At 56.2% G+C, this 12,739-nt stretch carries 11 protein-coding genes; 5 read left to right on the top strand and 6 right to left on the bottom strand.

Annotated features, from left to right (window positions below; translation table 11 throughout):
• Positions 1 to 135: 135 nt before the first annotated feature.
• The 6 genes from groL to QP868_RS01485 all read right to left on the bottom strand — a co-directional run bounded on the left by groL (position 136) and on the right by QP868_RS01485 (position 6,441).
• Positions 136 to 1,734 carry a chaperonin GroEL gene (gene groL, locus QP868_RS01510; RefSeq protein ID WP_284924788.1) on the bottom strand — a complete coding sequence of 533 codons (1,599 nt, stop codon included), beginning with the start codon at positions 1,732 to 1,734 and terminating at the stop codon, positions 136 to 138.
• Positions 1,735 to 1,776: 42 nt separating this feature from the next.
• A complete protein-coding gene (gene groES, locus QP868_RS01505; RefSeq protein ID WP_005885208.1) occupies positions 1,777 to 2,070 on the bottom strand; it encodes a co-chaperone GroES in 294 nt (97 codons plus the stop codon).
• 269 nt (positions 2,071 to 2,339) lie between these two features.
• Entirely contained in the window at positions 2,340 to 3,278 is a 939-nt protein-coding gene (locus QP868_RS01500; RefSeq protein ID WP_284924785.1) for a TatD family hydrolase, read from the bottom strand.
• Positions 3,278 to 4,861 (bottom strand): methionine--tRNA ligase, encoded by a 1,584-nt coding sequence (metG, locus tag QP868_RS01495; protein WP_284924783.1) that lies wholly within the window; start codon positions 4,859 to 4,861, stop codon positions 3,278 to 3,280. The genes QP868_RS01500 and metG overlap by 1 nt, the downstream gene beginning before the upstream one ends.
• An 18-nt stretch (positions 4,862 to 4,879) precedes the next feature.
• Positions 4,880 to 5,719: a 16S rRNA (cytidine(1402)-2'-O)-methyltransferase gene (gene rsmI, locus QP868_RS01490; RefSeq protein ID WP_284924782.1), complete on the bottom strand. Its 840-nt coding sequence runs from the start codon at positions 5,717 to 5,719 to the stop codon at positions 4,880 to 4,882.
• Positions 5,720 to 5,781: 62 nt separating this feature from the next.
• Entirely contained in the window at positions 5,782 to 6,441 is a 660-nt protein-coding gene (locus QP868_RS01485; protein ID WP_284924781.1) for a DUF4190 domain-containing protein, read from the bottom strand.
• 62 nt (positions 6,442 to 6,503) lie between these two features.
• Here QP868_RS01485 and QP868_RS01480 point away from each other — a divergent pair, with 62 nt between their 5' ends.
• The 5 genes from QP868_RS01480 (at position 6,504) to QP868_RS01460 (ending at position 12,739) form a co-directional block, all read left to right on the top strand.
• Positions 6,504 to 8,051, top strand: coding sequence for a dolichyl-phosphate-mannose--protein mannosyltransferase (locus tag QP868_RS01480; RefSeq protein WP_284924779.1), 1,548 nt, complete (start codon positions 6,504 to 6,506; stop codon positions 8,049 to 8,051).
• Positions 8,052 to 8,140: 89 nt separating this feature from the next.
• Positions 8,141 to 9,322, top strand: coding sequence for an acylneuraminate cytidylyltransferase (locus QP868_RS01475; RefSeq protein WP_284924778.1), 1,182 nt, complete (start codon positions 8,141 to 8,143; stop codon positions 9,320 to 9,322).
• Positions 9,323 to 9,379: 57 nt separating this feature from the next.
• Entirely contained in the window at positions 9,380 to 10,261 is an 882-nt protein-coding gene (locus tag QP868_RS01470; RefSeq protein WP_284924770.1) for an N-acetylneuraminate synthase family protein, read from the top strand.
• A 58-nt stretch (positions 10,262 to 10,319) separates the two neighbouring features.
• Positions 10,320 to 11,312: a glycosyltransferase family 2 protein gene (locus QP868_RS01465; RefSeq protein WP_284924768.1), complete on the top strand. Its 993-nt coding sequence runs from the start codon at positions 10,320 to 10,322 to the stop codon at positions 11,310 to 11,312.
• A complete protein-coding gene (locus QP868_RS01460) occupies positions 11,309 to 12,739 on the top strand; it encodes a polysialyltransferase family glycosyltransferase (RefSeq protein WP_284924767.1) in 1,431 nt (476 codons plus the stop codon). The genes QP868_RS01465 and QP868_RS01460 overlap by 4 nt, the downstream gene beginning before the upstream one ends.

Below are 12,739 nucleotides of genomic sequence, written 5' to 3'. Positions count from 1 at the left end.
TCCCAAACAGTAAAAACGAAACGTTATAGTGTCATAGCTTTATGTAAATATACGTGCATGCGTGAGGCGCGTGACGGCATACAAAAATCGGGCCGCAAGCGTGATGCTTGCGGCCCGATTCTTCAGAGGCGACGTTTACTTGTCGTCTTCGTCGTTGTCTTCCTGCTTCTCTACCACCAGTGTTTCGGTGGTGAGAACCAGAGCTGCGATCGATGCAGCGTTGCGCAGTGCCGAACGGGTCACCTTGACTGGGTCAATGATTCCCTGAGCAATCAGGTCACCGTATTCGCCGGTTGCGGCGTTGTATCCCTGACCTGCTTCCAGCTCAGCAACCTTCGATGCAACAACGTAGCCGTCCTGTCCAGCGTTTTCTGCGATCTGGCGCAGTGGCTGAACGATTGCACGGCGAACGATGTTCACACCGGTTGCGGCGTCGTGTTCCTTGCCCAGGTCATTACCGTCAAGGACCTTAGCTGCGTGGATCAGCGCGGATCCACCACCAGCAACCACACCTTCTTCGATGGCGGCGCGGGTAGCGGAAACAGCGTCTTCGACACGGTGCTTACGTTCCTTGAGTTCGACCTCGGTGGCGGCACCCACCTTGATCACTGCAACACCGCCGGCCAGCTTGGCCAGGCGTTCCTGCAGCTTCTCCTTGTCCCATGACGAGTCAGTGTTCTCGATTTCGCCACGGATCTGGGCGGTGCGAGCGTCAACGTCGTCCTGCGATCCTCCACCGTCAACAACAGTGGTGTTGTCCTTGGTGACGGTGATGGTGCGGGCGGTACCCAGCTGGTCCAGGGTAACCTGGTCGAGCTTCATACCCATGTCAGCGGTGATGACCTGTCCACCGGTGAGGATTGCGAGGTCTTCCAGGATCGCCTTGCGGCGGTCGCCGAACCCAGGTGCCTTCACGGCTGCAACATTGAGGATTCCACGGATCTTGTTGACAACCAGAGTGGACAGCGCTTCGCCTTCCACGTCTTCGGCAACAATGAACAGTGGCTTGCCTGCCTGCTGCACCTTTTCCAGAACAGGGAGCAGATCCTGAATGTTGGAGATCTTACCCTGGTGGATCAGGATGTATGGGTCTGACAGAACTGCTTCTTGACGGTCAGCGTCGGTTACGAAGTATGGCGACAGGAAGCCCTTGTCGAACTGCATACCTTCAGTGAACTCAAGTTCAACCGAGGACGCCTGTGATTCGTCGATCGTGATGACGCCGTCTTTACCGACCTTGTCGAAGGCTTCTGCGATCAGTTCACCAATTTCAGGCGACTGAGCCGAAAGCGCCGCAACGTGTGCAATTTCTTTTGAGTCAGCGACTTCGCGAGCGATTTCCTTAAGGCGTTCTTCAACTGCGTCGACAGCTGCTTCAACGCCAGCCTTCAGCTGGCCAGGAGCTGCGCCGGCTGCGACGTTGCGCAGACCTTCGTGAACGAGTGCTTGAGCCAAAACGGTTGCGGTGGTGGTTCCGTCACCGGCAACGTCGTTTGTTTTGGTGGCAACTTCTTTTGCCAGCTGAGCGCCCAGGTTTTCGTATGGGTCGGTGAGCTCTACTTCACGTGCGATGGTGACACCATCGTTGGTGATTGTGGGTGCGCCCCACTGCTTGTCAAGAACAACGTTGCGACCGCGTGGGCCCAGTGTCACTTTGACGGTGTCAGCCAGAACGTTCACACCGCGCTCAAGTGCCTTGCGAGCGTCGTCATTGAACTGCAAAGTTTTAGCCATTTTTCACTTCCTTCTAATGAGTGTGAGTGCGTGAAGGTGTGATTAGCCGATTACTGCGAGAACGTCGCGAGCCGACAGCACCAGGTATTCCGTGCCCTGGTACTTCACTTCGGTTCCACCGTACTTGGAGTAGATGACCTTGTCGCCAACGTTGACGTCAACAGGTACACGGTTTCCGTTGTCTGCTACGCGGCCGGGGCCAACTGCAACAACTTCGCCTTCCTGTGGCTTTTCCTTAGCGGTGTCTGGGATAACCAGGCCGGAAGCAGTGGTCTGTTCTGCTTCGAGCTGACGGATTACGATGCGGTCTTCGAGTGGCTTAATAGCTACCGACATGTGACAGTCTCCTTTTGAGTCTGTGTCGAGATGTGTTTTGTGTGCTCTCTGGGCAAGCTCGCTTAGTGTTGTTCGTCGTCGCGGGTGCCGAATCAGCATCAAGCTTTAGTGCAGGTTGCCGGTGTCTCTAGGTGCCGCCGAGTGCGACACTCACCTCACCGTGCGGTTAGCACTCGCATTGCCCAAGTGCTAATTGAAACTCTATTCCGCAGTTGGCACTCTTTCAACTCGAGTGCCAATTTTTCACAAGCCTTAAGCGAATTTTCAGCTCAGAGCGTCAACTCCCACGACCCAACCGCACGCACAGCGTTCGCGGTGACGCGCTCGGCCAGTTCTTCTTCGCTAACTCCGCGCACCTGGGCAAGAGTCCGCACCACGTGCGCAACCATGTATGGCCCGCCGGGCTTTCCACGGTGAGGGTGCGGGGTCAAAAATGGTGCGTCAGTTTCTGTTAGGAGCAGGTCAGGTGGGACCACCTCGGCGGCTTCCCTCAACCCGTGAGCATTCTTGAAGGTGACGTTGCCAGCGAAGGAGCAGAAGATCCCCAATTTGCCCGCTTCCCTAGCCATCTCGGCGTCACCGGAAAAGCAGTGCAAAATGGTGCGGTCGGGAACACCTGTGTCACGCAGAACCCGGAATACATCCGCGTGCGCTTCACGGTCGTGGATCTGGAGCGTCAGTCCGTTCCTCTGCGCGATCTCAATATGAGCCCTGAACGACTCTTCCTGCGCCTTCATATCGCGCGCGGAATCAGCGTCGGTGCGGAAGAAATCAAGCCCGGTCTCCCCCACCACGCGCATGCGCGCATGGGAAGTGACCAACTCTTCGATCTCGTCCAGTGACTCTTCTAAGATGCCGGCCCGCGCAAGTCTGGGCGCCTCATTGGGGTGGATCGCCACTCCGCCCAGCATCCAGTCGCGGCCAGCCTGAGCCTGCTCCTCCACTACACGAGTCGTCCACCGAGCAGCACCCATTTCGCACCCGATTTGTACGATTCGGCTCACACCCGTGGCCATGGCCGTGTCATAGAAGAAGTCCAGGGGCGGGAACGTTTCGTCCTCTTCGGGTTCGACCTCCGGGGCAGGTTCACCGGACTTGATAGGACCGCGAGCGCCCGTACACATGTCCAGGTGCGTGTGCGTGTCCACGGCCGGAACCGCGAGTGGTTCAGGCACCGGTGGGTATTCGCCGGCAGCGCGAGATGCCATTATTTGGCGCCTCCTGCAGTCCCGGCGTCACCTTCGTTCGGGGCTTCGTACCGCGGGAATACGGGGGCCGGCGCGGGCAGTTCCGTTCCGGCTGGCAACCATTGGCCGAGGTCGTTAAAGGTCCGCGCGTCCTCGGCAACTCCCAGCTGGGTGAGGACCTTGCCTGTGGATTCTGGCATGACTGGTTGAGCCAGAATCGACACTCGGCGCAGAACTTCGAGCGTGACGTAAAGAACGACACCCATGCGGTCCGGGTCGGTTTTCTTAAGCTTCCACGGTTCTTGGGCAGAGAAGTACCGGTTCGTTTCCTCTAGCACTCGCCACAACGCTTCCACATAACGGTGCAGTTCTTGCACGTCCACAAAAGCGGTAACACGTTCCAGCAGTCCGTCAGTGCGTTCGAGCAGAGCACGGTCGGCGTCAGTCAGATCAGCCTCAGCCACCTCGGGCACTACTCCACTCAGGTTCTTGGCAACCATGGAGGTGGAACGCTGAACCAAGTTGCCGTACTCATTAGCCAGGTCTGCGTTCTTGCGTCCAATGATCGACTCGGCCGAGTATGAACCGTCTTGACCGTACGAAATCTCTCGCAGTAGGAAGTAACGGAGCGTGTCCAGACCAAAAGCGTCGACGAGGTCGTACGGGTCAACCACGTTGCCCACCGACTTGGACATCTTTTCGCCCTTATTGAACAAGAACCCGTGGGCGTGTACCCGCTTGGGCAGTTCCAGTCCAGCGCTCATCAAGAAGGCTGGCCAGTACACGGCGTGGAAGCGCAGAATGTCCTTACCTACAACGTGCAGTTCAGCGGGCCAACGCTGCTGGAACTCTTCCGAGTCCACATTGGGGTACCCCGCACCGGTGAGGTAGTTGGTCAAAGCGTCGACCCACACGTACATCACGTGCTTGTCGTTACCGGGCACTGGCACACCCCAGTCGAATGTGGTGCGTGAAATCGACAGGTCTTTCAGGCCACCCTTGATGAATGACACGACTTCGTTACGTCGTACATCGGGGCCAACTGGGTGCCTGCCTGTGTCATCGACGGAGTCAAGCCATTCCAGCAACCGGTCTTCGTATGCCGAAAGCTTGAAGAAGTACGACTCTTCTTCTGTCCATTCCACGGGGGTGCCGGTAGCAATCGCGTAACGTTCACCGTCTTCCCGCACTTCAGTTTCGTCTTCTGCGTAGTAGGCCTCATCGCGCACCGAGTACCAGCCGGCGTAGGTGTCGAGGTAAATGTCCCCAGCCTCGTCCATTTTCTTCCACAGCTCTTGGCTGGCTGTGTAGTGATCGGGGTCAGTCGTGCGGATGAACCTGTCGTATGACGATCCCAGCGCATCGTGCAACGCGCGGAAGCCTGCCGCATTCTTGTCTGCAAGTTCCCGCGGCGTAATTCCAGCCTTCTGAGCCGACTGTTGCATTTTCAGCCCATGCTCGTCTGTACCGGTCAGCATAAATACGTCTTCACCAGTCAAACGCTTGAAACGCGCAATCGTGTCAGATGCGATGTATTCGTACGCGTGCCCGATGTGTGGGGCACCGTTGGGATATGCAATTGCGGTGGTCATGTAAAACGTCATGGCCTCTAGTCTAAGCACTCACTTTGTGTGGATGTATTCCTCGTACACGTCGCGGGATTTCAGTCCGTGGATCTTCGCAATGTGGGCGGCCGCGTCTTTGGCTCGCATCCCAGATTCCACTAACTGGGCAACGTCTTCTGTGAGGTCCGCCGCCGAGGTGTCACTCACCTCGGGCGCACCTGCCACCACCAACGTGAGCTCACCTTTCAGACCGCCCCGGGCGACTACTTGCTCATGGATGCTCTGGGTTGTCCCCCGCAGGGTTTCTTCGTAGATTTTGGTGAGTTCCCGGCTCAGCGTCATAGGCCGGTCTGCCCCAAAGTGGGTGACAAAGTCAGACAGGGTTGTATGAATCCGGTGTGGGCTTTCGAAGAAGACCATGGTGCGCCGTTCGCTGGCAAGGTCTGCCAGCAAGCGCCCACGCTCCCCGGCTTTGCGCGGCACGAAACCTTCGAACGTGAAGCGGTCAGACGGTAGACCGGACAAGGCGATAGCGGTAAACACTGCCGACGGGCCCGGAACTGCCGTCACGGGTAAATCTCGCGCCACGACCTCTTTGACCACGCGGTAGCCGGGGTCTGACACTGCTGGCATTCCTGCATCGGTGAGCAGCACAACCCTGGCGCCGTTCTCAATCTGCTGAGCGATTTCGCTGGCCTTAGAACGTTCATTGTGGTCAAAAAGGCTGATCAGAGTACCTGAGTACGTAATCCCTAAGCGGGTAGCCAGGCCCATAAAGCGACGTGTGTCTTCAGCCGCGATGACGTCGGCAGCTTCGATCTCTGCCCGCATTCGGGGACTCGCGTCGTCGAGGTTTCCGATCGGAGTACCCACGAGCACCAGAGCCGGGCCAGTCATGTGCGCGTCTGCGGGTAGCAGGTCAGATATTCCGTCACTCGTAGTCTTCTGCTTCTCAAGCTTCAGCTGGATGCAAACCCGGCTAAACCGAACACCAGAACGAAGAAAAGGACGATCAAAATAAAGCCACCGATCGCAATGTACCCGGTGACGAGCCCACCAATTGCCAGCCCTTTTCCTTCTTGCCCACGCTCTTTGCATTGCTTGACTGCAATGTGACCCATGATGACAGGAGCAATACCAACCAACCCGAAAGGCCAGGTGGCCATCAAGCTCACGATCCCTGTAATCAGAGATGCAATAGCTAAGCCATTTGTTCCGCGACGTACGGGATACCCGGGAGCCCCATAGGGCGCTCCGTACGGGGAAGACTGTGAGTCATATGTTGGTGCAGGATTGTATGCCGGAGTTGGGTTAGCCGGTTCACTTGCAGGCGCTCCATAGTTACCTGAGGAGTAGTCGCCACCACCGTAAGTTCCGCTTTGGCTATTCCCGTAGTCGCTGGGCGACGAACCGTAGGAAGCAGAACCGTATGCAGCAGATCCGGAAGACTCCACCCCTGGAGTTGCCGACCCGTACGCGGATCCTCCCGAACCGTGCGAAGCCCCAGGTTTAAAACTGGCAGGACCCTGACTACTTGACGACGGGCCTGAACCGTACGAGGGGAGGTCGTTATACGGGCGACTCGATCCCTCGTGTGAACTGGGAGTGTTCGACGACATGACTTCCTTCCTAAGACTCCTAAACCCAAGACTAGTGGAAGTCACATGCGTAAACTAGGCGCGTGGTTTCTTCTAAGCGAATTCCTACTAAACACGTGCTTTCGCATGACGCGCTCCGCAACCCTATTGGCTGGGCGGTCGCCGCGGGGTTGGCTGTCATCGCGGCAATCTTGCGCATAATTGGTCTGGGCCACCCCAAAGAACTGATTTTTGACGAAACTTACTATGTCAAAGACGCCTACTCACTGTGGAAGTACGGTACGGAGCGCGCGTGGCCGGAAGAACCTAACCCCGATTTTGTCGCAGGCAATCCTATGCCGCTGGACGATCCCGGATACGTTGTTCACCCACCTTTAGGCAAGTGGATGTTGTCCGTGGGCCAAATGATTTTTGGCCAGGATTCGTCGTTCGGATGGCGGTTTTCAGCAGCCATAGTTGGAGCATTGACCGTCTTCATCATTGTGCGCTTAGCAATTCGTTTGTTTGGTTCCGTGTGGATGGGCTTCATTGCGGGACTTCTCCTCATGACCGACGGTGAGCATTTCGTTCACTCACGCACCGCGTTGCTGGATCTCTTCCTGATGTTCTTCGTACTCGTTGCGTTCTGGCTTCTAGTGATCGACCGTGACTACGCCCGTTCCCGCATGGTGGAACTCACCACCGGCAGTTCGCAAAAGGAATCCGCGGACCTTTCGACTTTCGGCCCGCACTTGGGGTGGCGCCCGTGGCGTTTGGCTGCAGGCGTGGCGCTGGGATGCGCGATGGGCGTGAAGTGGTCTGGACTCTATGCGCTAGCCGTGTTCGGCATCATGATCGTTGTGTGGGACGTAAGAAACCGTTACCTGGCGCGGGTGAAGTATCCAGTGCGCGGCATGCTGGTACGCGATTCCGTTCCCGCTTTTATGTCGCTCGTTCCCGTTGCTTTCATCGCGTATGTCCTGTGCTGGTCAGGTTGGATTTTTACCAGCAATGGTTATGACAGGCACTGGGCTAAAGAGCATCAAGGCTGGTGGAGCTGGCTCCCCGACTGGATTCCGTCTCTGGCGCACTACCACCATTCGGCGTACAAGTTTCACGTGGGTTTGAGTTCCGAACACCCCTATGCGTCAAACCCGTGGGGCTGGATTGTGCAGTGGCGACCCACCAGTTTCTATTACCGCTCCCCCGAACCCGGTCAGAACGGTTGCGTTTGGGACAAGTGCTCGGCAGCCATCACCTCGGTGGGCAACCCTGCCTTGTGGGGAGTTGCCGCGGTCGCGTTAGTGATCGTGATTCTTGCGTGGCTAGTACGGCAAGACTGGCGTGCAGGAGGCATTGCAGCGGGCATGCTTGCCACGTGGGGCCCCTGGTTTACGTATCAGGACCGCACTATTTTTACCTTCTACACAATCGTCATGGTTCCGTTCGTTGTTCTTGCAGTGACCTACTGCTTGGGCCTTGTGTGGGGCCGAGGTCGCCCCACTGGATCCTTGCGCGCCCGGCGCGTGGCTGTGGGAGTGTTCCTCGCAGTTGCAGTGCTACTTTTCGCCTACTTCTGGCCTCTATACACGGGCACTACTGTGCCGTATGACAGCTGGCGACAGCACATGTTTAACCCGTCGTGGATTTAATGACGTGTGAGTAAAAACGCCATGTCACAGTACTGAAGCGTGTGTTTGGTCTTGTATGGTGAAGGAAACTCTGCGCATAATGGAGGCCTGTGACTACTCAACAGACAACGCCGAGCACCGTTGCGATCATTCCCGCCCGCGGTGGTTCAAAAGGCGTACCACTGAAGAACCTGCAGAAGATTGCTGGCAAGTCTTTGCTCGCGCGTGCGATTGAGTCTGCTCAGGCAACCCACGGGATCGATTTGGTCGTAGTGTCGACTGATCACGACGGGATTGCCGCGGAAGCTGAACGGCATGGCGCCACTGTAGTCAGGCGCCCCGACGCAATTTCGGGCGACACCGCGACCAGTGAGTCAGCACTCATTTACACGCTCGAGCAGCTGGAAAAGCTTCGTGGCACACAATTCGACATCACTGTGTTCATCCAGTGCACTTCCCCGTTTATCAACCCACAGAACATGGACAACGCGATCGCACGGGTTAAGCGCAATGTTGCAGATGTTGTGTTCTCGGCCGTTGAGGATCACAGTTTCTTGTGGACCTTGGATGAAGCACACCACGCAGTCGCTGTGGGCCACAGCATGGATTACCGTCCACGTCGCCAAGACCGCCAAAAGCACTTCAATGAAACCGGCGCTTTCTATGTCATGCGCACCGCTGGATTCATAGAGCGTAACCACCGTTTCTTTGGGCGAGTTGAAATTGAGGAGGTCCCACCAGAAGATGCACGTGAAATCGACACCATGTCTGATCTCACGCTTTTGCGTGCCATGGCTGCGGGGCGTACGGAAACTACCCACCTCGACATCGACGCATTGGTCACCGACTTCGATGGAGTACACACCGATGACGCCGTGCATGTTGATGAAAACGGCGTCGAATCAGTGCGTGTCCACCGAGGCGACGGCATGGGTGTCAGCCGACTTGTCAAAGCTGAGTTCCCATTCCTCATTCTTTCTAAAGAACGCAACCCCGTTGTCACTAGGCGCGCAGAAAAACTGCGTGTCGAGGTGGCACAGGGAATTGACAACAAAGCTCAGGTAATCTCGGAATGGATGGCGGACAAGGGTCTGGATCCTGAACGTGTTGCCTATGTAGGAAATGACATTAACGACCTGGAGGCTTTTAGCGCCGTGGGGTGGCCAATCGCAGTAGCGGATGCGCACCCCAAGGTGTTGGCGGCTGCCAGATTTGTCCTGAAGAAGAACGGCGGTCACGGGGCTGTTCGCGAAGTCTGCGACTTGGTGAGCATTCCCGAGGCCACTCAATGACAGTTGTACCTGGAACCGCAAACGGTTCCTTAAGACAAAAGGAAGCGAGAGTCTGCAATGACCGCTGAAATTAAGCCCGTTGCAATCGGCGAACACACGCTTGGTGCTGGCCACCCGGTTTACTTGATCGGCGAAATTGGCATAAACCACAATGGCGATGTAGAGATCGCTAAGCAGCTCATGGATGTGGCTAAAAAGGCCGGCGCTCAGGCTGTTAAGTTCCAGAAGCGCAACCCGGACGTTGCTGTTCCGGAAGACCAGAAGTCAAAGCCTCGTAGTACCCCATGGGGCGAAATGACCTACTTGGAATACAAGTTCCGGGTGGAGTTTGAAGACGCTGAGTATGCAGAGATCGACGCATACGCCAAGGAACTCGGCCTGCAGTGGTTCGCATCTCCGTGGGACATTGATTCGGTGAACTTCTTGGAGAAGTTCAACGCTGTGACCTACAAGATTGCCTCGGCTTCCATTACCGATATTCCACTCCTCGAAGCTGTTCGCGACACCGGAAAGCCCGTCATCATGTCCACCGGAATGTCCACGCTGGAACAGATCGACAAGGCTGTTGAGGTCATAGGCAAAGACAACCTGGTGCTCATGCACGCAACGTCCACATACCCACTTCCTCCTGAGGAAGTGAACCTGCTGGCAATCCCAGCTCTGCGCGAACGTTACGGTGTTCCCGTTGGTTATTCTGGCCACGAAATCGGTACTGCGATCTCCGCCGCTGCCGTTGCACTGGGCGCTGTGACCGTCGAGCGTCACATCACTCTGGACAACGAAATGTGGGGGTCGGACCAGAAGGCGTCCATGGAGCCTGACGAGTTCATCAAGTTGGGCGAAGAAATCCGCGAAGTCACCACGGCCCTGGGTGACGGTAAGAAGCGCGTCATGCCTGGCGAAGAATCCAAGATCGCTTCCCTGCGCGTCGTAAAGTAGCTGATGCTAAAGGTGCGGTCGGTTCTACCGACCGCACCTTTCTATGTCGAGGAGAACCGTGTCAACACCTGAACTTTCGCTCATCATCCCAGCGATGAATGCGGCCCCGTATCTGAGCACGCTCTTTACTTCCCTCCACAAACAGGGTGATATGAGCAAAGTACAGATTATTTTCATTAACGACGGGTCTTCGGATGACACCCCGCTGTTGCTAGACGAATACGGCGCGCAGTTCCCCCACTTTGAAGAAGTCACAAACGCCACCAACGTGGGCCTCGCAAATGGGCGCAACCAGGGGCTTGACCGCGCAAAAGGTGACTACATCGTTTTCCTCGATGGTGACGACTGGTTAGCCGACAATCATCTCCCCACACTTCTCGACGCCGCCAAAGCACTCGACGTAGATTTCATTCGGTGCGACCACGTCACTGTCACGGGCAACAAGCGTGTTTTGAAGCGTGCTCCAATGGCATTGCGCAACCGACCGCTGAACCCTCGTTATGGAATTTTGCCCGTACATGACTCCACTATGGTGGACTATCCGTATGCGTGGGCTGGGATCTTCCACCGTCGAGTCAAAGACTCAGGAATGTTGTATTTCCCCAAAGACTTCATGACGGCAGAAGACCGCGAGTGGATTTGGAACCTGCATTTAAACGCCGATTCCTTTGCCGTAGTTGATGCTCCAGGCATTCTGTATCGTCGGGATGTTGCCGGATCGCTTACCCAGATCGTTGATGAACGTCAGTTAATGTTCGCCGATGCCTTCGAAGGAATTTTCCGACTCGTGGAAGACGACCGTGACGCGGATATGTGGTGGCAGAAAGCGGCACGCAACTGGCTTGCCATTGTGCAGGCTCAAGTCGAGCGGTTCTCCCTCTCGCCACAAGTAATGAAGAACAAGCTGTACGAAAAGAGCCGAACGGTATCAGCCATGGTTCCCAAAGACGTACTTCTCCGCGAGTTTGCCCAGTCCAAACCCAACCGCCAGCATGCGGTACTCCCTGCTCTCGGGTTGACGAAAGACGCGCTAAAGGAGCTCATCAAGTGAAGCAGATCTTCCTTGCCTCTACCCTTTTTCAGGTCGCGGGACTTGCGGCCGGAATCGATTCAGGCGTGTATGACTCGGCGGTAACCCCAGCGGCATCACTCGAAGGCCCAGGAGCTCCCGACGCGCTTTTTGAGACTCCGAGCGAGCGCATTCTGCTCCTCTCAAACAACGCTGTGGTCCTCGAAGCTGCAACCCCTATCGACGAGGCACCCGGCGCCGCCTCACTACTAACACGCTTCGACCGTGTGATCTATCTCAACGACTTTATTGCACCTAATCACCCAAACTCATGGGCACCACGCACCGAAGACCTGCCTTTGTGGGAAACTGAGCTACGCTCGCGCTGGCAACTTGGCGACGAAACCATTGAGCTTGTTGTGGAATCTCCCCAAGTGAATCCTGCAATCGCGCTTGGCCGTATCTTTCACACAGCAATGATTCGCGTACATTCTGACGGTCTCATGAGTTACGGCCCAACTCGCAACTTTATCCCGCTGGCTAACGGACAGCGGATGTCGTCTTTGCATTATCTGCCACTTGTTGAAGGGCTCGTGCCACGGCTCTTAAACGAGTATGAGATCACTCCGATTGCTCTCGATCGCCAAGCTTTTGTCAAAGTCGTTGACGAAATCGCGCGCGACACTGACCTGGGTCTCAGCGATGAAATCAAGGCGCTTGACTCATCAACGACAGCCATGGCGTTTGGCCAGTATCTTTCCGCATTAGGAATCTTGACGCCCCAAGAAGAACACGACCTGCACCGTGATTTTGTTTCTGCTGCCCACGAGGCAGGAATGACAGCCGTGGTGTTCAAGCCACATCCCGCTTCGCCACCCGACATGGTGCAAGCACTGGGTGCCTATGCACACGAATTGGGAATCGGCTTTTTTGTGTACAGCTCCCCAGTCATTGCCGAAGTTGCTGTCGCAGTGCTCAAACCGGCGTTGGTCATTGGATGTTTTTCAACGGCACTGGTCACCGCCCGCGCCTTGTACCGCATCCCGGCAAAGGCAGTAAAGACAGACCTGCTTTTAGAGCGCATCACGCCTTACCAAAACTCCAACCGCATTCCCGTGACGATTGCCGACGCTACACTCGACGGTTCGAATGCGGAGCTCTCAACTGAACAGGTCAAAGAGTTGCAAGCACTCGTCGACTCCGTATCCTACGCAATGCAACCAGAAATTGCGTTCCGCCTGCGGGAGACAGCCCAGGATTTCCTAAGCAAGCGACGTGGCTCGAATACCATGAAGTACTTTAAGAAACGTCGTCTCACTTCGCTCGATCTGCCAGGCGGACTTCCAAAGCGGAATCGTCCTCGCACGGTACTTCGCAAATCGTTGTCCGCTGGAAAAACGCTCGCGCGTGAAACCTACAAATCATTCCAGAAGAGACAAAGTGCCAAAAGGGACGCTGTGGAGGACTGA

This window comes from Brevibacterium sp. UMB1308A (genome assembly GCF_030230605.1).
Classification (GTDB): Bacteria; Actinomycetota; Actinomycetes; order Actinomycetales; family Brevibacteriaceae; genus Brevibacterium.
This window is presented reverse-complemented; position numbering and strand designations above follow the sequence as displayed.

What these genes read in the sequence shown, in the direction of transcription:
- groL (WP_284924788.1), bottom strand. Translation starts at nt 1,734, where the DNA reads ATGGCTAAAACTTTGCAGTTCAATGACGACGCTCGCAAGGCACTTGAG.
- groES (WP_005885208.1), bottom strand. Translation starts at nt 2,070, where the DNA reads ATGTCGGTAGCTATTAAGCCACTCGAAGACCGCATCGTAATCCGTCAG.
- rsmI (WP_284924782.1), bottom strand. Translation starts at nt 5,719, where the DNA reads ATGACTGGCCCGGCTCTGGTGCTCGTGGGTACTCCGATCGGAAACCTC.
- metG (WP_284924783.1), bottom strand. Translation starts at nt 4,861, where the DNA reads ATGACGTTTTACATGACCACCGCAATTGCATATCCCAACGGTGCCCCA.
- QP868_RS01500 (WP_284924785.1), bottom strand. Translation starts at nt 3,278, where the DNA reads ATGGCATCTCGCGCTGCCGGCGAATACCCACCGGTGCCTGAACCACTC.
- QP868_RS01470 (WP_284924770.1), top strand. Translation starts at nt 9,380, where the DNA reads ATGACCGCTGAAATTAAGCCCGTTGCAATCGGCGAACACACGCTTGGT.
- QP868_RS01485 (WP_284924781.1), bottom strand. Translation starts at nt 6,441, where the DNA reads ATGTCGTCGAACACTCCCAGTTCACACGAGGGATCGAGTCGCCCGTAT.